Raw genomic sequence first — 22,864 nt, forward strand, 5'->3', positions numbered from 1 at the left:
GGGACTTCGCCTTCCATCGGCATAGGCATAGGCATCGGCATCGGCAGGGGCAACCGGCAGGGCACCGGGATCGGGCGGGGCAGGGGCACGGTCGGCGCCCCTGAGCGGTCGTCACAGCTCGCAGGGGGCGTGACGGATCCGTGGCGACAAGGGGTCCGGGACGGCGGGGGTCAGCCGCTGCCGTCGGTGAGGCGCAGGATCAGATCACGCTTGCTGATCTTGCCGACAGCGGTGAGCGGCAGCGTTTCGAGCACGACGAGCCGGTCCGGCCGCATGAAGGTCGCCAGACCGCGCTCGGAGAGGTGGAGACCGATCTCCCTGAGCGTGGGAGGAGCGCTTCGCGGGGTGAGCGTGATCACCGCGCAGACCAGCTCTCCCATGGTCTCGTCGGGAAGTGCCACCACCGTCGCCTGGGCGACGGCCGGGTGGGCGAGCAGTTGCTCCTCCAACTCGGTGGCGGAGACGTTCTCGCCACCGCGGTTGACGACGTCCTTGACCCGCCCCTCGACCATCAGATGGCCGGAGGGCAGCCGCCGGACCAGGTCACCGGTGCGGAAGAATCCGTCGGCGGAGAAGGCACCGGCGTTGTGGCGTGCCGCGCGGTAGTAGCCGCGCAGGGTGTACGGGCCCCGGGCCCACAGCTCACCGAGTACGCCCGGCGCCACCGGCTCGCCGTCACGGCCGAGGACGCGCACCTCGTCGTCCGGGGAGAGCGGCCGGCCCTGGGTGGTGGCGACGGTCTCGGCCGAGTCCTCCGACCGGGTGTAGCTGAGCAGCCCCTCCGCCATGCCGAAGACCTGTTGCAGTTCACAGTCGAGCGCGGAGGGGATCCTGCGGGCGAGTTCGGGATCGAGCCGGGCACCGCCGACCTGGAGCAGCCGCAGCGAGGACAGATCCTCCGGGGCCCACTCGGCCATCTCCGTCCACAGCTGTGCCATCGGGGGCACGAGGGCGGTCACCGTGACGCGCTCGCGTTCGATGAGCCCGAACGCCACGTCGGGGCTGGGGGCGGGGGACATCACGACCGTACCGCCGGTACCCAGCACGCCGAGGAGTCCGGGGCAGGCCAGCGGGAAGTTATGGGCGACCGGCAGGGCCGCGAGACAGATGTCGTCGGCGGTCAGCGAACACACTTCCGCACTGGCCCGGGCGTTGTAGGCGTAGTCGTCGTGGGTGCGGGGGATGAGTTTGGGCTTTCCGGTGGTGCCGCCGGAGACCAGCAGCACGGCGGGGGCGGCGGGGTCGGCCGAGGGCCGGGGCCCGGGAGTGGCCGTCACTTCGTCGAGGGCGATGAAGGGGCCGGGGTCCCCGGAGACCAGGATGTGCCTCAGTGACGGGACGGCGGCAGCCGCCTCGGCCGCGAGCCGCCGGTGGTCGAAGCCCGCGTGGCGGTCGGGGACGACATAGGCGACGGCCTCGGAGAGCTCGGCCAGATGGACGATCTCGGAGCGCCGGTGCGCGGGCAGGGCGAGGACCGGGACCGCGGCGCAGCGTGCCAGGGCGAAGAAGAGCACCACGAAGTCGGCGGAGTTGGGGAGCTGGACGAGGACCCGGTCCCCCGGGGCGATGCCGAGTCCGGCGAGTCCGGCGGCCAGGGTGTCGGCCCGGTGGTCGAGTTCGGCGTAGCTGAGACGCTGCTCACCCGAGACCACAGCGGTCCGGGTGCCCGAACGGGCGGCCCAGCCCCGGAGCAGGTCGCCGAGGGTTGTTCCCCGCCAGTGTCCGAGGTCCCGGTAGCGCTGGGCGTCCCCGGCGGGCCAGGGAGTGAAACCCGGTCCCGAGTGAAGGATTTCGGTGCTCACCGGTCACCTGCCTGGTCGAAGTCGAAGTCGGAGTCGGGGTCGAGGCCGGATCGGCGTGCTTCCTCGCCCTCGGCGGTCGCGGCGTCGAGGGCATGCGCCACTTCCTCGTCGCTCAGGGCCTCGATGTCGAGGAAGAGCCGGGCGAGCTGGTTCAGTCGGCCCGGGTCGGGATGGGCGGCTGACAGGGCGTCGGCGACTCCCGCGACGGTGGGCGCGCCGAAGAGCATCCGCACGGATATCTGGGTGGCGTCGAGCGCCTCGCGCAGCCGGGAGACGATCTCGGTGGCGCTCACCGAGTCGCCGCCGAGGGCGAACAGCTCTTCGTCGGCGGCGATCTCCCGGACGTCCAGGACCTGCTGCCAGACATGGGCGACGGCCCGTTCCAGCGGTCCGCTGGGCGCGGTCCGGTCGGCCCCGGGCTGTTCGCGGGCGGTGAGAGGGATGAGGGCGGCACGGTCGGTCTTGCCGTTGGCGGTCAGCGGAAGGGAATCCAGAACGGTGATCCGGTCGGGGACCATGTGCGGGGGCAGTTTCGACCGCAGTTCCTCGCGCAGGAGGTCCGGCAGTCTGTCCCGGGCAGCGAGGAGGCCGCTGTCCGCGTCGGTGCCGACGGGGACGACGGCGGCGGTGAGCGCCGGAGGGGTCCCGGTGGCCAGCGCGACCGCCGAGCGCACCCTGGGGTCGGCCGTGAGCGCGGCCTCGACCTCGCCCAGCTCGATCCGGAAGCCCCGGATCTTGACCTGATGGTCCAGACGGCCCAGGAACTCGATGCCGTCGACGGGCGTCCAGCGGGCCTGGTCGCCCGTGCGGTACCACCGCTGCCCCGCGTGCTGGACGAACCGGTCGGCGGTGCGCCCGGGGTCCCCGTGGTAGCCGAGGGCGACACCGGCGCCGCCGATCCACAGTTCGCCGGGCACCCAGTCGGGACAGTCCCGGTCGAGGTGGTCCACCACCCGGCAGGTGACGTTGCGCAGCGGGGTGCCGTAGGGGACCGAGTGCCAGTGCGCCGGAACCGCGCCCACCTCGCGGACGGTCGAGTGGATGGCGGTCTCGGTGGTGCCGCCGAGGGCGACGAAACGGCAGCCGGCAACGGCGTCGGCCAGTCGGCCGGGCAGGTCCGCGCCGACCCGGTCGCCGCCCAGCAGCACCAGCCGCAGACCGCTGCCGAGCGCCGCGGAGCTGCTCAGCACCATGTCGAGCAGTGCGGGTACGCAGTTGAGCACCGTGACACGGTGCCGGTGGATCAGCCCGGCCCAGCGCTCCGCGTCCCGGCGGTCGTCCTCACCGGGCAGTACCACGGCGCCGCCGGTGGAGAGCGGGGCGAAGAGGTCGAAGACCGAGAGGTCGAAGTCGAGTGCGGAGACCGCCAGCGTGCGGTCGTCGGGGCCCATGCCGTACCGCTCGGTCAGGTCGTCGATGGTGTTCACGGCCGCTCTGTGGGGCACGTCGACGCCCTTGGGCTCTCCGGTCGATCCGGAGGTGAAGAGCAGGTACGCGGGGCGCTCCGGGTCGTCGGGAGACAGCTCCCCGGGGAGCGGACCGGGCAGGGGCGGGGTACGGAGTGCCTCGTCCAGCGAGAGCCCGACGCACCGGTCGCCGGATCCGGTTCCGTCCTCGTACGGCCCATCGCCGCGCTCGTCGAGTACGACGCCGAGTCCGGCAGCGGCCCTGATGCGGGCGGCCCGGGCCGGCGGCTGGTCCACACCGACCGGTACGTAGGTGCCCCCGGCGGCCAGTACACCGAGGACCGCGGCGGCTTGGCCGGGCCCCTTCGGCAGGGTCACCCCGACCCGGTCGCCGGTCTTGACCCCACGCTCCCGCAGCGCGGCGGCCACGCGCAGGGACCGGTCGGCGAGCTCGGCGTAGGTCATCGTGCCGTGGTCGCCCCAGATCAGGGCGGTGGCGTCCGGCGTCTGTCGGGCCCGTGCGAAGTAGTCCTGGTGCAGGGGGCGATCGCGGCGCGGCGCCACGGTGTCATTGGCGGCCGTGCGGGCCGTGACCTGGTCGGCGGGCAGCAGCCCGTCCACCGGCAGGTCCCAGGCGGGGCCGTCCTCGGCGAGCCGGCGCACCAGTGCCTCGAAGGCGGTGAACATGGCCGGTGCCACACCGGGGGCGAGCGCCTCCTCCCGGATGTCCCAGTTCACCAGCAGGCCGCCGCCGAGCTCGGTGATCTGGGCGTCGAGCAGCACCTGGGGACCCTGGGAGACGATCCACACCGGGTCGCCGAAGGCGGAGCCCACGGCCGGGTGGAAGAGGTCGCCGAGGTCGAGGGCGCTGGTGAACACCACAGGTGCCAGGACCTGTTCTCCGGCGCGGCGGGTGAGGTCGCGCAGCACCTCGACACCGGAGTGGGCGGTGTGGGCCATGTCGGCGTGCATCCGGGCCTGAACCGTGTGCGCGCGGTCGGTGAACGGCATCGGCACGCAGAGGTCGACGTCGAGCAGGACGGAGCCGGTGAAGTCGCCGATGAGCCGGTCCACCTGAGGGTGGAGGGGCTCGCGGTCGAAGAGCGGAACGTTGAGCAGGAACCGGCGGCGGGCCGACCAGGCGCCGAGCACTTCGGCGAAGGCGGTGGCCACGGCCATCGCCGGCGTCAGGCCGCGCCGTCGGGCGGCAGCGGTGAGACGCTCGCGGGCGTCCGGGCCGAGGACGAAGTGCCGCCGGGTGACCCGTGTGGCGGGCGTGCGGGCCGGGGCGAGCGGCAGCTCGGGTGCGCCGGGCAGTTCCGGCAGCCGGTCCCGCCAGTAGCGTGCGGCCTCCAGGGTGGCATCGGCGCGGGCGCCGGGGAGCGCGGCCCGGTACCGGCGGTAGCTGTACTCGATGGCGGGCAGTTCGGCGTCCGGGTCGCTGTGCAGCCGGGCGAGGTCGGCGAGCAGTGTCCGGTAGCTGACCGCGTCCGCGGCGACCATGTCCACATCGAGGTGGAACCGGGTGCGGTCACCGGGAAGCAGACTGAGCGCGGTGGAGAAGACCTCGCCGCGGGCGATGTCGAGCAGTTGGTGGGAGAGCGTCTCCCGAATGTTGTCGAGCCGTTCCGCTGTGGCCGCCTCGTCGAGGGTGCGCAGATCGTGGACCGTCAGACCGCGCCAGCCGGACCGGTCCTCGATCCGCTGTCGGCCGTCCTCGGTGAAGCGGGCGCGCAGCATCGCATGCCGGGCGACCAGACGCTCCACGGCGATGCGCAGCCGGTCCGGAGCGACGCCGTCGCCGGGGGCGCTGTCGAACTCGGTGTAGAGATGGGCGGCGACGCCGCCGAGACGCTGGCCGTCGGTGCGGCCGATCCAGTAGGCGTGCTGCATCACCGCGAGCGGGAAGTCCGCGTGGGGGCTGTCCTGTCCCGCATCGGGGAGGGCCGCCGCGCTCGGCTGGGGGCGGGCTTCTCCGTCCGGCTCCGGTGCTCCCGCGCCGGCCTCCCGGAGCCGGGTGGCGACCAGTTCGGACCAGGCTCGTAGCGTGGGCTCCTCGGCCAGTTCGGCGAAGTTCACCGACAGCCCGTCCCGGCGCCACCCGCCGATCAGCCGCATCACCGTGACGGAGGCGAGACCGTACTCGAAGAGGTTGCTGTCCTCTCCGAGCGATTCCGGTTCCATGTCGACGAGTTCGGCCATCACCCGGCGCAGTGTGGCGGGCGTCAGTTCCTTGGGGTTCATCAGGGGGTCGCTCTCCCGAGTCGCGGATTGCACGGGATGCCAGGTGCTGCCTGGCGGCCGGCGGTGTGAAGGGGACGAGGGGGCGGAGCGCGCGGAGGAACCCGCCGGACCAGGAGGTGTTCGGCGGGTTCCTCCTGGCTCACGAACCGGCGTGCGGTGCCCCGCCGCCGGGCGGCGCGGCGGGGACGAGGAATCTGCTCGTGCTGCGCAGCTTCTCGCACGTCTCCTCGAACTCCCGCTCCGGAGTGGAGTGTTCGACGATTCCGGCTCCGGCCCGGAGCCAGGTCTGGCCGTCGCGCTGGAACACGGTCCGCAGAACCAGGGCGGCGTCGAGGGAGCCGTCGGCGTCGACGGTGAGGACGGCGCCGCTGTACAGGCCCCGGGGGGCGCTCTCATGCCTGCGGATGGCGTCACAGGCAGGGGCTTTGGGCAGACCGGACGCGGTCACCGCGGGGAACAGCGCCGCCAGGGCGTGCCAGGCGTTGCGGCCCGGGGCCAGTAGGCCGCCGACGCGGGAGGCGAGGTGCTGGACGCTGCCACGTTCGGTCACGTTCATGAACTCGTTCACGGTGACCGAGTCGAGGTCGCAGACCGTGGACAGTTCCTCGCAGGCGGCCTTGACCGATACCGCGTGCTCGAAGATCTCCTTGGGGTCGCCGAGCAGTTCCTCGCGGTTGGCCCGGTCGGATCCCTCTTCGCCGGAGCGTGATCGGGTTCCGGCCAGTGGCTGGGTGGAGACCCGGCCGTGCGGGTCCACCTCGACCACGGTCTCCGGGCTGAATCCCGCCGCTCGGTGCACTCCCAGGTCCAACAGGAAGGATCGGGCCGGGGTGTTGCCGCGGCGGCCCAGGAGGTAGGTGGCGGCAAGGTCGATCTCGCCGGGCACGGGAACGACCCGGGAGAGGATGACCTTCTGGAGTCGGTGTGCCCGGATGTCCTCGATGGCCGCGGCGACCGATTTCCGGTACTGCTCGGCGGGTTCGCCTTCGTAGAGATCCGCCGCATCGCCCGCTACCGGAGCGGGAGCCTCGGTCAGCAGGGCTTCCAACTCCGGTAGATCCAGCGGGTCCAGGGCCCGCAGGATCGTCTCGCCGTTCTCACGGCGGACCTCGCGCTCGGGCACGGTGAGGTGCAACAGGGGTTCTGGACCGACCGGTACCGGCAGTCCGTTCAGGAGGTACGACAGCTCGAATCCGGCCCAGCCGTAGGCGCGCCAGTCGTCCACCGGGCAGTCGGCGAGCAGGCGGGCTATCTGCTGAAGGGGTTCCGGGCCGGTCGGAACGGTGCGGTTCGCGTGCTCGCCGGGGCCGGAGCGCCATTCGATCCGGTCCGCGTACAGCAGAATCTCGAAGGCCGCCCCGGCCCCGAAAGCCCAGTGTCCGGTGCGTTCGTAGAGAACGAAGGGTGCGCTGGAACCCGCGGCGAGCCCGGCGGCGACGGCCGAGGAGTCGCCGTACGCTGCGGACACGCTGACGTGGTAGTCGAGTCGCTGGGAGGGATGGGTCACCGCACGCTCGCGGCATGTCGGTGATGCAACGTGGTCCGCATGGAGGGTCCTCTTCTGGCAGCACGAAGTGCGCCGTGTCGGAGTCGGGTCCTGGACGGCTCAGACGCAGGCGGTTACCTGCTGGTGCGGTGTTGGCCTCACTGCCGCTGGTCTCAGAGGTGTGAACGGCTCTGTGCGTCGCGTTCCATCTGTGCGATCAGGCTCTTGGGCCGCATATCGGTCCACTGCCGCTCGATGTATTCCACACAGGCGGTGCGGCTGTCCGCTCCGTGCTCCGAGGTCCACCCCTGGGGGACTTCGATGAAGGACGGCCAGAGGGAGTACTGGCCCTCGCTGTTGACCAGGGCGTAGAAGGTTCCGCCTTCGTCGTCAAAGGGGTTCGTCGTCATGGGCGAGTCGGTCCTCACGTTGTCGGTCTGCATGGCCCGTGCCACTAACCGGCCTGATCGGCTACTTAGGGAAGCGTAACCTAAGTTGCCCTGCGGGCACTACTGTGCATGATCCGAAATACCCATGGGAGGAAGGTAATTGGCGAAACATCGGGAGTGTCGATGCGGGCGTCGGAGCGTTGCCGTGCTGAGGAATCGCGGCCGGGAGTGTCCGACGAACGGAACGGCTCCGCCATGCGAAGGGGACGGCGCGGGCCAACGGGCAGCGCCGCGGCGCCCCCGCTGTGCGAGTGGTCGGACCTGGCTCAGCCGTGGTGCGCGGGCATGGGCCTCGTGGCGGGGACGGGGTGCGGGCGGCGCGGATCATCGGGCCGGGCGAGAGGCACCACCAAGGGGGTCCCCACCTCCGGGTCGGGAATGATCCGGCAGGAGAGTCCGAAGACCTCCTCCACCAGCTCTGCCGTGATGATCAGAGCCGGGTCGCCCTGGGCGGCGATCCGGCCGTCCTTCATCACGATCAGATGGGTGGCGTAGCGGCAGGCCTGGTTGAGGTCGTGCAGCACCAGGACCAGCGTGTGTCCGCGCCCGCGGTGCAGATCCCAGCAGAGGTCCAGCACCTCGACCTGGTGGGCCAGGTCGAGGTAGGTGGTGGGCTCGTCCAGCAGGAGAATGCCGGTCTCCTGGGCGAGCACCATGGCGAGCCAGACCCGCTGGCGCTGACCGCCGGAAAGCTCTTCGACGAACCGGTCGGCGAGCTCGAGGACGCGGGTCATCTCCATCGCCGCCACCACCGCGTCCTCGTCCGCGGTGGACCACTGGCGCAGCATCCGCTGATGCGGGTAGCGCCCCCGGGCGACCAGATCGCCGACCGTGATGCCGCCGGGTGCGGTGGAGGACTGAGGCAGGAGTCCGAGGAGCCGCGCCACCTCCTTCGCCGAGTACGAGGAGATCGGCGCCGAGTCCAGCCGGACCGTTCCGGCCCGGGGCTTGATCATCCGGGAGAGCGCCTTGAGCAGGGTGGACTTTCCGCAGGCGTTGGGGCCGACGATCACCGTGAAGGACCCGTCCGGGATGCTGACGTCCAGGGCGTCGGCCACCACCCGCTCGTCATAGGCCAGGGTCAGGCCGTCGCCGTGCAGCCGGTCGCCGTGCGTGGATTCGCTCATGTCATTCCTTGCCCGTTGGCCGAGTGGTACCGAGGTGATGCGTCCGCCCCTACCGGGCCGGCCCCGGCCGCTCCCGTACGGGCTACGCCCCGTGCCGCCCTCATCGCTTGCGCCATTCCCGGCCCAACAGCCAGGCGAGGTAGAGACCGCCGATCGCGGCGGTGCCGATACCCACCGGCAGCTGGGTCGGCGCCAGCGCTCGTTGCGCGGCCAGATCGCTCCCGGCCAGCAGCAGCGCACCCATCAGCGCGGCGGGCAGCAGACCGGAACCGGGCGAACCGGTCAGCCGGCGGGCGAGCTGCGGAGCGGCGAGCGCCACGAACGCGATCGGGCCGGCGGCGGCGGTCGCCACCGCGGCCAGGGCGACGCTGGTCACCAGGAGCGCCAGCCGGGTCGGTTCGGCGGGAACCCCGCGTGCCCGTGCGGTCTCGTCGCCCATCTCCAGGAGCGACATCCGGCGGCCGAGCGCGAGCGCGACGGGCACGAGGGCCAGCAGCGCGAGCGACAGCGGCAGGGCGTGTTCCCAACGGCGTCCGTTGAGGCTGCCGGTGAGCCAGAGCTGCGCGGCATGTGCGTCGACGAGGGCGGCACGGGTCAGCAGATAGGAGTTGAAGGCCGCCAGCATGGCCGAGATCCCGATGCCCGTCAGGATGAGCCGGAACCCCTGCGCCCCCCGACGGAAGGCGAGTACGTAAACCAGGGCGGCGGTCGTCAGCCCGCCGACGACCGCCCCCATCGCGACATTCTGCAGGCCGCCGCCGAAGAGCAGGATCACCACCAGAGCGCCGGAGGCCGAGCCCGTGGTGAAACCGATGACATCCGGACTGCCCAGCGGATTGCGGGAGATGCTCTGGAACATCGCCCCGCTGATGCCGAGGGCCACCCCGACCATGACGGCGACCAGCAGCCGGGGAAGCCGAAGCTGGTTGACGATGAAGTCGAGCCCGGGGGGGCCGCCACCGAGAACGGTGGCGATCACATCGGGGATCGTGGCCGCATAGCTGCCGGTGGTCAGGCTGACCACGCCCACCACCAGTGTGGCGAGGGCGAGACCGGTTCCCACGATGAACGAACGCCCGTGGAACCGGAAGGAGATGACCTCGCCCCGGGTTCGCAGCACCCGCCCGGTGACCGGCGCTGTGGGCCGCCGCAGCTTCTGCCCGGCGCTCACAGCGCGGAGATCCTGCGTCGGCGGATGAGGACGATGAAGATCGGTGCGCCGAGGAACGCGGTGACGATGCCGGTCTCCAGTTCCCCCGGCGCGGCGAGCAGTCTGCCGAGGATGTCGGCGCCCAGCAGGAGCACCGGTGCCAGAAGCAGGGAGTAGGCCATGACCCAGCGTTGGTCCGGTCCGGTGACCATACGGACGATGTGCGCAATCGCCAGACCGACGAAGGCGATCGGGCCGGCCGCCGCGGTGGCTCCGCCACAGAGCAGAGCGACCGCGACCGCTCCGATCAGCCGGGTCCGTTCGGTCCGCGCTCCGAGCGCCCTGCCGGTGTCGTCACCGAGAGCCAGGGCGTTCAGCGGACGTGCCAGGCACAGCGCGGCCACCACTCCCACGAGGATCAGCGGGCCCACCTGGAACACCACACCGAGATCGCGTCCGGCGAGTGAACCCACGTCCCAGAAGCGGAACTCGTCGAAAGTGCGGGCGTCATGGAGTATCACGACGGAGACGAAGGCGATCAGTGTGGCGTTGACGGCGGCCCCGGCGAGCACCATCCGGTCCGGTGTGACGGTCCGTCCGGTCGAGCCGAGCAGATAGACGATTCCGTACGCCGCCGCCGCGCCGAGGAAGGCGAACCACACGTACCCGATGGGTGATCCGACGCCCAGGAACGAGATGGCCACCACGACCGCGGCCGAGGCGCCGTTGTTCACCCCGAGCAGTCCGGGATCCGCGAGGGGGTTGCGGGTCAGTCCCTGCATCAGTGCGCCCGCGAGGCCCAGTGCGGACCCGGCCAGTACGCCGAGCACGGTCCGCGGGAGGCGCAGCTTCTCGATGATGAAGGCCTCGTCGCCGCCCCGATCGTGTACCAGCACATCCCAGACCACGTCGAGCGGGACGTGCTTCGCGCCGACGGCGAGGCTGAGCGCGCAGACAGCGACCAGCAGTGCCGTGGCGGCGAGCAGCCCGCCCCAGCGGATCGCCGTCGCGCGGCGGTGGCCCGGCAGACCGGGCCGGGGCGTGGGCGCGCTGTCCGACAGGTCTCCGGTGGGCGGCTTCCCCGCGGTTCGCGGCTGCGCATGAGCCGACCCCTGGCGCGGGTCGAATCGGCCGGCCGCCTTCGACGCGGCCCGTGCGTCCGACTTCACCGCCCGGCCGCCTTCGTACCGGCTGAGCGGCGCGGTGCTTTCGCCACCCGGTCTCCCCCGTCTTTCCCCAACGACCCATCGCTCGTCCTCACTGAGGAGAGCCTAACCAACTTTCCAACCCCCAATCAACGCGCCAGGCAGGCGCGTTGAGGGCGTCGGCAGTGCGCCAACCTTGCCAAGGAGAAAAGTTAGGCATACCTTACTCGATCGGTGCGGCTGAAGATATGGGAGGCAATCATGGGTGATGCCGTCGGGTCCGTCGGGTCCGTCGGGCCTCCCGCGGGCGGGAGCGCCGCGCCGGGTGTGATTCCGGGCCCCGGACGCAAGAGACACGAACCGGCGACGCGCACGACGCTGGTCCTGGCCTCGGTGTGCCTCTCCCAGCTCATCGTGGCGCTCGATATCAGCGTGGTGAATGTGGCGCTGCCGGAGATCAGCCGCGACCTCGGCTTCTCGGCCGGTTCACTGGCCTGGGTGGTGAACGCCTACACCCTGGTCTTCGGCGGTCTGCTGCTGCTCGGCGGACGGCTGGCCGACCTCTTCGGCCATCGCCGGACCATGGTCGCCGGACTGCTGTTGTTCGCCGTCGCCTCGCTGCTCGGAGGCTTCGCCCAGACCCCGGGCCAGCTGATCGCCGCCCGCGCGGGGCAGGGTCTGGCCGGCGCGGTGCTCGCTCCCATCGGTCTGACCGTGATCATGGTGACGTTCGCCGAGGGGCCGGCGCGCTCCAGGGCCGTCGGCACCTGGGCCACGGTCGCCGCGTCCGGTACCGCGCTGGGTGTCCTGGCGGGAGGGCTGCTGACCGACACACTCGGCTGGCGATGGGTGCTCTTCATCAATGTTCCGCTGGTCGCGATCGCGCTGCCGATCGTCCTGGTCTCGGTGCGGGACCGGCACACCGGTGAGCGCCCGCGGATCGACCTGCCCGGCGCACTGCTCGGGACGGCCGCGGTAACGGCGCTCACCTACGGGGTCCTGGAAACCGAGCGGCATCCCTGGAACTCTCCCCGCATCCTCGCGATACTCGGCACGGCCCTGCTCCTGGGCATCGCCTTCGTCCAGTGGGAGAAGCGCTGCGCCGCACCGATCGTCCGGCTGGGCATCCTCCGGAGCAGGACGGTCTGGGTGTCCAATCTGAACTCCCTTCTCGTGGGCGCGGGGATGGTGGCCGGCTTCTTCCTCGCGTCCCTCTATCTTCAGAACATCCTGGGATACCGCCCGTTGATCGCGGGCGCGGCGTTCCTGCCGTTCTGCTTCGGGGCGATGGCCGGCAGTATCGCCGGAATGCGCCTGGTCGGATGGGTGGAACGGCGGACCCTGATCGTCGGCGGGCTGCTCCTGGCTTCGGCGGGAATGGTCTGGTTCGGCGCGCTGGAAGCTTCTTCCACCTTCACCGGGGGATTCCTCGGACCCTCTCTGCTGGCGAGCGTCGGCATCGGGCTGAGCATGGTGACCAACACCTACATGGGCACCTCAGGGGTGGCCGCGCACGAGGCGGGCCTGGCCAGCGGCCTCCTCAACGCGGGCCGCCAATGCGGTGGCAGCGTCGGCCTCGCGGTCCTCTCCACCATCGCGGTCGCCGTCACCCGCACCGCCGATGCCTCCGGCGCCGCGACGGCCGATGCGCTGGCGGCCGGGTACGGGCGCGCCTTCACGGTCACGGGCTGCCTCCTGCTGGCCGCGGCGGTGCTCACGGCGGTCGCCGTTCCTCGGGCGCGTCCGGCGGACGTGGCGGAGCCGGTGTCCTGAGATTCTCCGCCGATCCAGCGGCTCGGGGCTCACGTCCATCTGTGCTGTGGTGGTCGCCGCCTGCCGCCCTGCTGTCCACTGCTCCGTGTGGTCGATCACATCACCGGCGGAGTAGCGGGCGTCGGCGCCCCGGGGCCACGGGACTCCGCCGGCCACCGCGCGTCGGCCGGCGCGATCCGGGACAACGAGGGTCCCTGTCCGTGCGGTTGCCCCGTCGCCATTACCTCTGCGGTAATCGCGTCCCGCGAGGCGAGCGGCACAGAATGTGATCACCGCGCAGGGCGCCGGGCATGAGCCCCGGCCCGCCCTCGGGATCAGCCCTCCGCGGTCCTACCGATCAGGAGATCATCATGAGGCGCCTCGCTTCCGCCGCCCTTGTCACCGCCCTCGGTGCCGCCGCCCTGGTGGCTCCCACGGGTGTGGCCCACGCGGACGCCACCTTGCTGCCCCTCCCCTCCACCGATATGAGCGTCACGGGCTTCGCACCGGACCGTGCGGCCCCGGGCGATCAGGTCACCTACCGGCTGACCGTGACCAACAGGGGCCCGGTGGCCGCGGCCCCGTACCTGGACGTGTCGCTGCCGGTGGGCTCCACCGAGCCGACCTACAACCATCGCCCGATCGAGGGCGGTTCCGTTCGTATCGACCCGATAGAGCCCGGCGAGGCCAAGCGGGTCTCCATCCGGGCGAAGATCGGCAGCGCCGACGGCGGGCCGGTCCTCGGCTCGAAGTTCGAGATCAGCCAGGGCCCCTACGACGCTCCGGTGTACCAGGACACGCTCTCGGCGAACAACTTTCTGAACCTGAACACGGTGAACGAAACGGCTACTCCGGACTTCGGGTACAGCGGCAGGCTCCATCTCACCGGCAGGGTCACCGGAGGATCCGACCCGGGACGACTGGTCCGCCAGCGGCTGGTCATCCACAACACCGGTCGGGACCGGACCGGTGAGGTCGCGCTGGTGGGATTGGTGAGCAAGGCGTCCGGCGAGATCGAGAAGGTCACCGGTATCGAGGGAGGACGCGGTGTGATCACGAAGGTGGGCCTGAACTACACTCTGCCGCCGCTGGATGCCGGAACCTACCGCGTCGTCACCATCGAATCAAGCCGCGGCCAAGCCGGCGAGATCGGCGGAAGCTACTTCGTGGGGGCCGACGCCGCTGGATACCCCGAGTTGGAACTCCGCGGCTGAGACGGTTCCCCACTCCATTCCACCTCACCCCATCCCGGCCGAAGAGCGCTCCATGGCGATGCCGTCGCGGGTCGCGCGACCGGCAGGACCAGGCCGCGACGCGAGAAAGGAGCGGTTCCGTCACCGCGCGGAGAGGTCCCCGGGGAGCAGCAGCCGCAGATCGTCCCTGCTCGGCATCGCGACGGTGCTCAGCCGACCGGCCTGCCGGGTCATCATCTGTTCCAGCGTCTGCCGTGCCAGCCGCGCGTTGCCGAAGGCCGTCCCCCTGGGGATGCCGTCGAAGTGGTCCCGCAGCGCTCGGGCCGTGCCGGGTGCGCACTCGTAACCGTTGTCGGCGGCGTGCAGGCGGACGATCGTGACCAGCTCGTCCGATGAGTAGTCGGGGAACTCGACACGTCGCGGGAAACGTGAGGCGAGGCCGGGATTCGAGCCCAGGAACCGGTTCATCTCCGCGGTGTACCCCGCCGCGATCACCACCAGCTCGTCGCGATGGTCCTCCATCAGCTTCAGCAGTGTCTCCACCGCCTCCTGCCCGAAGTCCGAGGAACCGGGGCCCGAGTGCGGCGTCAGGGTGTACGCCTCGTCGATGAACAGGACTCCGCCCAGAGCCCTTTCGAAGACCTCCCGGGTCAGCTGTGCCGTGTGACCGACGTAGCGGCCCACCAGGTCCGCCCGCGAGACCTCGACGAGCTGGCCGCGCGGCAGCACGCCCAAGGACGCCAGCAACTCGCCGTACAGCCGCGCCACCGTGGTCTTGCCGGTACCGGGCGGGCCGGCGAAGACCAGATGGTTGCTGATCCTGGGCGCCGGCAGCCCGGCCTCCTTCCTGCGCCGTGCGGTGCCCAGCAGATTGACCAGGTCGCCGACCTCACGCTTGACGGCCGCGAGACCCACCAGGGCGTCCAACCGCGCCAGCGGCCCCTCCTCCTGCGCGTTCTCCGGCGAGTCGGCCGCCACGTCGCCCACGTCCCCCGCGGTCAGCACCGCCAGTTCCCGCTCACCGGCCTCCGGCAGGATGGCGAGACGGGACGCCTGCCGGTCCACCATCTCCTCGAAGACCTTGCGGGCGGTACGGCCGTTGCCGAAGCCCGCGTCGCGGGGTATCCGCTCGAAGCGGGTGAGCAGAGCCGTACGGGCCGCGGGATCCAGCTCGTAGCGGTGGCCGGTGCACATCCGCTCCACGATGGTGACCAGCTCGTCGGAGGTGTAGTCGGAGAACTCGACGCTGCGCGTGAAGCGCGAGGCGAGACCGGGGTTGGAGGCCAGGAAGTCCGTCATCTCCTTCGGATAACCGGCCGCCACCACCACCACGTCCTCCCGGTGGTCCTCCATCAGCTTCACCAGGGTGTCGATCGCCTCGCGCCCGAAGTCGGCTCCGCTGCCGCCACCGTCGGAAAGCAGGGTGTACGCCTCGTCGACGAACAGCACCCCGCCGAGCGCCTTGGTGAAGGTCTCGGTGGTCTTGATGGCCGTCCCGCCGATGATCTGCGCCACCAGGTCCGCCCGCGACACCTCCACCAGATGCCCGGAGCGCAGCACACCGAGCGAGGCCAGGATGGACCCGTACAGCCTGGCCACCGTGGTCTTGCCGGTGCCGGGCGGGCCGGCGAAGACGAGGTGGCGGCTCATCGGCGGTGCGGGCATGCCGATGCTCGCCCTCCGCTGCGCCATCCGGTTGAGGTTGATCAAGGTCAGTACCTGCTGCTTGACCTCGTCGAGGCCGATCAGGGACTCCAGTTCGGCCACCGGGCCCGTGCCCCGCCCGGAGGGGGCCGCCGCCGGGGCAGCCCCGCCGGGCAGCCGCCCGTCGCCCGCCGCCTCCGCGTCCTGCGTGGTGCCCCAGGCGTCCGGGGCGCCGTTCTCCGCGCTGGCCAGCCCCTCCACGGTGAACCGGTCGCCGGGCACCGTCTGGCGCACCCCGCTGCCCCGGTTGCCGCGTACGGTGCAGCCGGTCAGGGACACCGCGTCGGTGCCTTCCACCCGTACGCCGTCGGCGCCCGAACCGGTCGCCTCGCAGGTGCCGAGGGAGGCCCGCGCGCCCGCGGCCACGAGCACGCCGCACTCGCCGGACCCCGTCACCACGGCACGTACGGCCGCCAGTTCGCCCTCGGGCGCGACATGGACGCCCGCGCCGCCCGAGTCCTCGATCCGGGTGTCGCGCAGCGTGAGCATGCCCAGCGCGCCGATGTGGACACCGGCCTTGCCGGACGTACGCAGCGTGCCCTTGCCGACGTAGAGGTTGCCGTGGCCCGAGACGTGCACCGCCGAGTCGCCCGACCGCTCGACGACGCCTTCCTCCAGCCGCCCCCTGCCGTCCTTCACGACCTCCACGCCGTGCGTGCCGGAGCCCGTGACGGTGGCCCGCATCAGCAGCGGATTGGCGCCGCTGCGGATCACGACGCCGGACGCGCCGCTGTCCCGTACCTCGAGGCGGTCGAACTCGGCGGCCGAGTCCTCGTCGAGCAGCACCCCGATGCCCTTGGCACCGTGGACGACGGTGTCCTTCAGCACCGGAGAGGAGAAGGCGGTGACCCGTACGGCGGGCTCCTCGGCGGTGGCGAACACACACGCCTCGAACGTGCCGCGGCTGCGCTCGGTCACCAACAGGCCGTGCCCGCCGGTCCGTTCGGTGACGCAACGGGTCAGACTCGGTGAACTGCCCCCGCCCAGGACGAAACCGTGACCGCTGACATCGCTGACGGAGACGTCCTCCAGGACCACCGGCCCGTCACTGTTCACGAACACGCCGACGGCGGCCTTGCGGACGGTGCCGCGCACCATCCGCACCGAACTCTCCTCCTCCACGGCGACCCCGGGCTTACCGGTCGCCGATATCGCGCACTCCTCCAGAAGGACATGCGCCTGTCCGTTGGTGAGGACGCCGTTGCCCTTGGTGTCCCTGAGCCGGCTGGAACGCGCGGTGATCCGTCCCCGCTCACCGGCCACCACGGCGGAGGTCCCGAGGTGTTCGACGACGCAGTTCTCCAGGAAGCTCTCGGCCTCGGAGGTGGACACCACACCCGCGCCCGCCGGGTTGCTGATCCGGCACTGGCGCAGCGCCAGCGATCCGCCGTCCCGCGCGAACAGCGCCGACCAGGCCGAACCGCGGATGTCGCACCGGTCCATCGCGAGCTGCCCGCGTGGTGCGTCGACCACCGGCAGTTCGTCGTCGTGTCCCCGCAGTACGAGGTCCCTGACCATCACCGCGTCCCCGGTGAGCGTCAGCGCCGTTCCGCGCCGGGGCGCCAGCTCCACCGTCCCCTCGCCCTCGGCGGCGGTCAGGGTGATCGCCACCGAGATCGTCAGGCTCTCCTCGTACCGCCCCGGAGCGATCCTGACGACCGCTCCGGCACGGGCCCGCGCGACGGCCTCCCCGACGGTGCGGTGCTCGCCCGTCCCGTCGGCGGCGACGGTGAGTATCTGACGTGACACGTATCTGACCTTCCGGACCCCCGCGCCGTGGGTACGGGGCGGAGGCGGCATGTGGGGCGGGGGAAACTGCTGGGCCCATCATGCCTGTTGCCGCAGGTCGCCCGCCATGGTGATCGCCGCGCACCGGCCGCCGGTCCATCGGCCCGCGACGCGTACCGGCGCGGATTTCGGCGGTCGCGGCGCGTACCGGGGCGGATTCCGGTGACGGGCGGAGCGTCGCTACCATCGGCGCATGCGATCTTCGAGGCCCCCGGTGTCCCACGCACTCGGACCGGCTGCACTGGCCGCCCTTCTCCTGATACCCGGCACCGCGACTCCGGCCGGTGCGGCGGAGGGCGCGGACAGTCCCTCACTGCCGGGCATGCCCGCCACCGTCGCCGACGGGCGTCCATGCACCAAGGCCTCCGCCAAGAAGTCGGCCCAAGTCCCCTGGGCACAGAGCTTCCTGGGGATCGACAGGGCCTGGGAACTGAGCCGGGGCGCGGGGGTGAAGGTCGCCGTCGTCGGTACGGGAGCCGACCTGGAGGCAGTGCCCGCGCTCGACGGCGCGGTCACCGGTGGCCCGGACGTGGTGGCGGGCGGCACCGTACGGGACGACTGCGTCGGATACGGCACCTTCCTCGCGGGCATCGTGGCGGGCCGCCGGCAGCCGGGTGTCAAGGCTGCCGGGGTCGCCCCGGAGGCCGAGGTGTTCGCGGTGCGGGCCACCGGCCGGTCCGGCGCGACGACACCCGGGGAGCTGGCCGAGGGGATCAGGGCGGCGACCGACTCCGGGGCACGGATCGTCCACGTGGCACTCAGCGTTCCCTCCGCGCCGAAGCAGCTGAAGGAGGCGGTCCGCGCCGCGCGGAAGGCCGGAGTCCTGGTGGTGGCGCCCGCCTCCGCACGGGAGTGGGAGAGCGGCGCGGCGGCGTCACAGGCGGCGAACGGCCCCGCCTACCCGGCCGCGCTGCCCGGGGTGCTCGCCGTCGCCGCGGTGGGGCCGGGCGGCGAGCCCGAGGCGCCCGGCCCGGAGAAGGGGCGGCGGACGCAGCCCGGACTCACCGCCCCCGGCGTCTCGGTGACGGGGCCGGGGCCCGGCGGTCGCGGTCAGTTCACCGGCCGCGGCGACGCGGTGGCTGGCGCCTTCGTCGCCGGTACGGCCGCGCTGGTCCTCTCGTACCACCCCCGGCTGACCGCCGATCAGATCGCGCACAGGCTGCGCTCCACGGCCTACGGAGCCACCGGCGACACCCCGGACCCGGGTCTCGGGCCGGGAGTCGTGGACCCGGTGCGGGCGCTGTCCGCCGTACTCCCCGAAGAGCACACGGGCGCCCCCGAGACAGGGAAGGACGCACCGGCGCCGGCTGTACCGCCGTTCGACCCGCCGGAGGCGCGGAACCGTGCGCTGGCCGTGGCAGCCGGGGCGGCCGGGGTGGCGCTGCTCGTCGCCTTCCTGGGGTTCGTCCTGCCCAGAGGGGTTCGCAGGGGATGGCGGCCGGGCCGGGCCGCGGAGCCCGTCACCGAAGCGGACTGACCCCCGGCCCCGGAGTCCACGACGAGGGGCGGGGCCAGCGAGCGCCTGCCCGGACCGCTCTCCCGGCCCGGGGTGCGCGGACCTACAGCGAGCCCTCGGTCTCCGGCAGCAGCGGGGTCTGCACCTGAACCACACCCCTGCGCGTAATCAGCTGCGCCCGACCCGGCGGCAGTTGCCTCGGCTTGGTGTCGTTGAACAGATAGCCCTCCGACGGCGGGCAGGAGAGCAGCGCCGCAGGTGTGTTCACCTCCAGCAGACGGCGCAGCAGCGGGTCGTTCATCGCCCGCGACGCGCCGTTGGCGCTGCGTGCGACGATCAGGTGCAGCCCGAGTTCCGCGCCCTGGGCGAGGTAGTCGAGCAGCGGCCCGAAGTGGTTGCTCATGGTGCCGCCGGACACCATGTCGTAGTCGTCCACGACCAGGAAGACCTGTGGGCCGTTCCACCAGTCCCGCCGCTTCAGCCGGGCGGGCGAGATATCCGCGCCGGGCAGGCGCTCCTTCATGGCCCGTGCGACGCCGTCCACCGCCTGCTTGAGCACGTCGACGGAGACGGCGTAGCCCAGCCGGTTCGCCTCGGGGACGCTCTCCAGCAGCCCGCGCCGGTAGTCGACCAGCATCACCCGGGCCTCGTCGGGGGTGTAGCGCTCGGTGATCGCCCGGCAGACCGAGCGCAGCAGGTTGGTCTTGCCGGTCTCCGCGTCGCCCACCACCACCAGGTGCGCGGTCTGGGCGAAGTCGTGCCACATGACGCCGAGCTGATTGGCCTCCAGGCCCAGCGGCAGGCGCAGATCGCCGTCCGTGCCGACCTCGGCGGCGGGCAGCTCGGAGGGTTCCAGGATCGTGGGCAGTGTGCGGACCGCGGGCGCGGGCGGACCCTGCCAGTGCTCGGCCACGCGGGCCACCGCGTCGGCGACGCCCGCCCCGAGGTCCGAGACGCTGTCGCCGCCGTCCAGCCGGGGCAGAGCGGTGAGGAAGTGGTGCTGGGAATCGGTCATGCCGCGGCCGGGCGTTTTGGGGATGGTCGCGGCGGCCCGCATATTGATCATGGAGTCCATGCTGTCGCCGAGCCGGAGTTCGAAGCGGGTGCCGAGCTGGTCCCGCAGCGCGGTGGGAATCTCCGACCAGCGCCCCGACGCGACGACGAGGTGCACCCCGTAGTTGAGGCCTCGCGCCGCCAGCGCGGTGAAGGTGTCCATGATGTCCATGAAGTCCTGGCGGACCGTGCCCCAGCCGTCGACGACGAGGAACACGTCGCCATACGGCTCGTCGGGCATCTCACCGGCGGCCCGGCGGGCACGCAGCGTCGCCATGGAGTCGATGCCCAGCTCGGCGAACTGCCGCTCGCGCCGGGCCACCAGCCCGTGCATCTCGGCCAGGGTGCGCTGCACCCGCTCCGGGTCCAGCCGCCCCGTCACCCCGCCCACATGGGGAAGGTCCAGGAGCGAACCGAGCGAGCCGCCGCCGAAGTCCAGGCAGTAGAACTGGACTTCGCGCGGGGTGTGCGTCAGGGCGAGTGACATGATCAGGTCGCGTACGAGTGTGGACTTTCCGCTCTGCGGGCCACCCGCGATACCGATGTGCCCGCCCGCGCCCGACAGCTCGGCCACCAGGGGCTCGCGGCTCTGGTCGAAGGGCCGGTCGATGATGCCCACCGGCACCGTCAGCCCGCCGTGCAGAGCGGTGTCCACGCTGGTGAGTCCCCGCTCGGGGTGCGGCTCCACCCCCATCAGCAGAACGTCCAGCGACAGCGGGCTGTCCAGCGGCGGCAGCCAGACCCGGTGCGCGGGCCTGCCGCCCTCCCGCATCCGGGAGACGGCCAGCGCGAGCAGGGACTCCTCGCTCTCCTCCACCACCGGCCGCGGGTCCGGGGCGGGAGCGGGGAGCCGGGGCGCTGTCCACTCCGTGCGGTAGGCGACCACCTGACCGGCGACGGCCGACGGTCCGACCCTGCGGACACCCTGGTAGGGCCCGGAGACGTACGCGGCCTTGAACCGGACCAGGGTCCCGGTGTCCTTCTTCAGGATGGCGCTGCCGGGGACCGAGGGCAGCTGATAGGCATCCGGTACGCCCAGGACGCCGCGGCTCTCCATCGAGGAGAACGTGCGCAGCGCGATCCGGTACGACAGGTGAGACTCCAACTGGGTCATCCGGCCCTCGTCCAGCCGCTGCGACGCGAGCAGCAGATGCACGCCCAGGCTGCGGCCCAGCCGGCCCACCATCACGAACAGATCCATGAAGTCGCGGTGCGCGGAGAGAAGCTCACTGAACTCGTCGACCACGACGAAGAGCGTCGGCAGCGGCTCCAGCTCGGCCCCCGCGGCCCGCGCCGTCTCGTACTCGTACGCCGACGTGTAGTTCCCGGCGCTGCGCAGCAGCTCCTGGCGGCGCATCAGTTCGCCGTGCAGCGCGTCCTGCATACGCTCGACCAGGGAGGACTCGTCGGCGAGGTTGGTGATCACGGCCGAGGTGTGGGGCAGACCGTCCAGGCCGAGGAAGGTGGCGCCGCCCTTGAAGTCGACGAGGACGAAGTTCAGCTTCTCCGAGGAGTGGGTGAGCGCCAGGGCCAGTACCAGGGTCCGCAGCAGTTCCGACTTGCCGGAACCCGTCGCACCGATCAGCACGCCGTGCGGGCCCATCCCGCCCTGCGCCGCCTCCTTGATGTCCAGCTCGACCGGGGTGCCGTCACCGGCGAGTCCCAGCGGCACGCGCAGCCTGGCCCGTTCGCCGCGGTCCTCGCGTACGGCGTCCAGGTCGACGGTGTGCAGATCGGGGAGACCGAGCAGAGTGGTCAGCTGCACGTCCGAGGTGAGCGCCTCGCCGTTGTCCGTGGTGATGCCCATCCGGTACGGGGACATCAGCGCGGCCAGCGCCCTGGCCCGCCGGGGGCCCAGCACGTCGGGCCTGCCGAGCGCGGACACGGTCTCCTTGCCCGACCGGTCGGTGCCGACCAGCTCCAGCCGCCGCCGCCCGATCCGGAGCCGCAGCGTGTGGCGGGACTGACGCCAGGGCAGGGAGCCTGCCACGTCCAGGGTCACCATGTTGCGGTAGCCGTCGGTGGCCAGCCGGGAGTCGGCGGGTGTGCGGGCGCTGTCCAGCACCACGACGCAGTAAGGCTCCTCGGCGCTCGGAGCGGCGTCCGCCTCGAAGGCGGGGCGGCCGGTCAGCTCCTCGCCGAGCAGGGATTCGAGACCCATCACGGAGTCGGTGACCAGCCGCACCGGGCCGCCGCCGTCGACGTCCGTCGGATGCTGGGCGTGCGGCAGCCACTTCACCCACTCCCAGGTGTCCCGGCGGTCGTGGTCCGCCAGCACCACGATCCGCAGGTCCTGGGGCGCGTGGAACACACTCAGCTGGGCCAGCAGGGCCCGCACCATCCCGTGCGCGGCCTCCTCCTCGGCCTGGAGCAGGACACGTGCGTAGGTACGCAGATAGACCGCGACCGGCTGGTCGGGCACCGTGCCGTAGGCCTTGATGAAGCGTCGCAGGGCGTGCGCGGACAGCGGCTCCAGATCCTCGACCGGGTTGGTGCTCAACGGCGTCAGCTTCGTCGCCAGTTGCTGTTCGCCCACCGCGATCCGCACCTCGGCGAAGTCCGCGTGCGCCGCTCGACGCTCCCAGAGCCTGGCCGTCGGCACCAGGCCCCACAGGGACACCGGGTCCGGGTGGGACCACGCCTGCGCCTCCCGCTGCTGGGTGATCACCTTGCGGATGCGCCTGCGGCTGATCGACAGGTACCGCATGTAGTCGCGCCGCTCACCGAGCAGTGCCCGCTTGCGGTCCCCGGACGCCCGGACGATCTGCGACACCAGCATGCCCACGGCCGACAGCGCCATCAGTCCGATGGCGACGTACATCATGGGGCCGCCGCCGCTGCCGGGACGCAGGAAGATGAGCACCATGCCGAGCGAGCTGAGCGCCATCGGCATATACGTGATCATGTTGCCCATCGCGCTCTGCGTCTCCGGCACCGTGGGCGGCTCCTGGAGGCTCAGTTCGCCTTGGGGCATCTCGGGGCCAAGACGCCGGGGAGGCCTCTTGAAGAGGACCACGCTCAAAGGGAATCGCCTTCCTGGGGGGTGTCGGCGGTTGCCGGGACGCGTCTTCTGGGTGACAGGGATTCAGACGCCCGGGGTACGGCCGAC

General features: G+C 71.8%; 12 protein-coding genes. 3 read left to right on the top strand and 9 right to left on the bottom strand.

The annotated features are described in order from the left end of the window. Positions 1 to 170 precede the first annotated feature (170 nt). From ACZ60Q_RS10970 to ACZ60Q_RS11000, 7 genes are all read right to left on the bottom strand, one after another. Positions 171 to 1,802: a (2,3-dihydroxybenzoyl)adenylate synthase gene (locus tag ACZ60Q_RS10970; RefSeq protein ID WP_469631555.1), complete on the bottom strand. Its 1,632-nt coding sequence runs from the start codon at positions 1,800 to 1,802 to the stop codon at positions 171 to 173. After that, positions 1,799 to 5,452 (bottom strand): non-ribosomal peptide synthetase, encoded by a 3,654-nt coding sequence (locus ACZ60Q_RS10975; RefSeq protein WP_469631557.1) that lies wholly within the window; start codon positions 5,450 to 5,452, stop codon positions 1,799 to 1,801. Before ACZ60Q_RS10975 ends, ACZ60Q_RS10970 begins: the two co-directional genes overlap by 4 nt. 139 nt (positions 5,453 to 5,591) lie before the next feature. After that, positions 5,592 to 6,920, bottom strand: a complete 1,329-nt coding sequence (locus ACZ60Q_RS10980; RefSeq protein WP_469631560.1) for a salicylate synthase — start codon at positions 6,918 to 6,920, stop codon at positions 5,592 to 5,594. 191 nt (positions 6,921 to 7,111) lie between these two features. Continuing rightward, positions 7,112 to 7,348 carry an MbtH family protein gene (locus ACZ60Q_RS10985; protein WP_469631563.1) on the bottom strand — a complete coding sequence of 79 codons (237 nt, stop codon included), beginning with the start codon at positions 7,346 to 7,348 and terminating at the stop codon, positions 7,112 to 7,114. A gap of 305 nt (positions 7,349 to 7,653) precedes the next feature. Continuing rightward, positions 7,654 to 8,514, bottom strand: a complete 861-nt coding sequence (locus ACZ60Q_RS10990) for an ABC transporter ATP-binding protein (RefSeq protein ID WP_469631566.1) — start codon at positions 8,512 to 8,514, stop codon at positions 7,654 to 7,656. 100 nt (positions 8,515 to 8,614) lie between these two features. Further along, positions 8,615 to 9,685, bottom strand: a complete 1,071-nt coding sequence (locus ACZ60Q_RS10995; RefSeq protein WP_469631567.1) for a FecCD family ABC transporter permease — start codon at positions 9,683 to 9,685, stop codon at positions 8,615 to 8,617. After that, positions 9,682 to 10,725 (bottom strand): FecCD family ABC transporter permease, encoded by a 1,044-nt coding sequence (locus tag ACZ60Q_RS11000; protein ID WP_469632721.1) that lies wholly within the window; start codon positions 10,723 to 10,725, stop codon positions 9,682 to 9,684. The genes ACZ60Q_RS10995 and ACZ60Q_RS11000 overlap by 4 nt, the downstream gene beginning before the upstream one ends. A 345-nt stretch (positions 10,726 to 11,070) precedes the next feature. On the opposite strand from ACZ60Q_RS11000, the gene ACZ60Q_RS11005 reads away from it, so the two are divergent. Continuing rightward, a complete protein-coding gene (locus tag ACZ60Q_RS11005; RefSeq protein ID WP_469631570.1) occupies positions 11,071 to 12,582 on the top strand; it encodes an MFS transporter in 1,512 nt (503 codons plus the stop codon). Between the two features lie 350 nt (positions 12,583 to 12,932). After that, a complete protein-coding gene (locus ACZ60Q_RS11010) occupies positions 12,933 to 13,775 on the top strand; it encodes a hypothetical protein (protein ID WP_469631572.1) in 843 nt (280 codons plus the stop codon). Positions 13,776 to 13,895: 120 nt separating this feature from the next. Here ACZ60Q_RS11010 and ACZ60Q_RS11015 read toward each other — a convergent pair whose 3' ends face one another. Next, positions 13,896 to 17,207, bottom strand: coding sequence for a right-handed parallel beta-helix repeat-containing protein (locus ACZ60Q_RS11015; protein WP_469631575.1), 3,312 nt, complete (start codon positions 17,205 to 17,207; stop codon positions 13,896 to 13,898). A gap of 232 nt (positions 17,208 to 17,439) precedes the next feature. Here ACZ60Q_RS11015 and ACZ60Q_RS11020 point away from each other — a divergent pair, with 232 nt between their 5' ends. Further along, the gene (locus ACZ60Q_RS11020) at positions 17,440 to 18,723 is read left to right on the top strand and encodes a S8 family serine peptidase (RefSeq protein ID WP_469631577.1); all 1,284 of its coding nucleotides are present in this window, start codon (positions 17,440 to 17,442) and stop codon (positions 18,721 to 18,723) included. A gap of 82 nt (positions 18,724 to 18,805) precedes the next feature. Here ACZ60Q_RS11020 and eccCa read toward each other — a convergent pair whose 3' ends face one another. Then, the gene (gene eccCa, locus ACZ60Q_RS11025; protein WP_469632724.1) at positions 18,806 to 22,729 is read right to left on the bottom strand and encodes a type VII secretion protein EccCa; all 3,924 of its coding nucleotides are present in this window, start codon (positions 22,727 to 22,729) and stop codon (positions 18,806 to 18,808) included. Positions 22,730 to 22,864 lie beyond the last annotated feature (135 nt).

The organism is Streptomyces sp. NPDC104313 (assembly GCF_055583985.1).

Coding starts and splice junctions, on each gene's coding strand:
- ACZ60Q_RS11010 (WP_469631572.1), top strand. CDS start 12,933: ATGAGGCGCCTCGCTTCCGCCGCCCTTGTCACCGCCCTCGGTGCCGCC.
- ACZ60Q_RS11020 (WP_469631577.1), top strand. CDS start 17,440: ATGCGATCTTCGAGGCCCCCGGTGTCCCACGCACTCGGACCGGCTGCA.
- ACZ60Q_RS10985 (WP_469631563.1), bottom strand. CDS start 7,348: ATGACGACGAACCCCTTTGACGACGAAGGCGGAACCTTCTACGCCCTG.
- eccCa (WP_469632724.1), bottom strand. CDS start 22,729: ATGCCCCAAGGCGAACTGAGCCTCCAGGAGCCGCCCACGGTGCCGGAG.
- ACZ60Q_RS10990 (WP_469631566.1), bottom strand. CDS start 8,514: ATGAGCGAATCCACGCACGGCGACCGGCTGCACGGCGACGGCCTGACC.
- ACZ60Q_RS11005 (WP_469631570.1), top strand. CDS start 11,071: ATGGGTGATGCCGTCGGGTCCGTCGGGTCCGTCGGGCCTCCCGCGGGC.
- ACZ60Q_RS10975 (WP_469631557.1), bottom strand. CDS start 5,452: ATGAACCCCAAGGAACTGACGCCCGCCACACTGCGCCGGGTGATGGCC.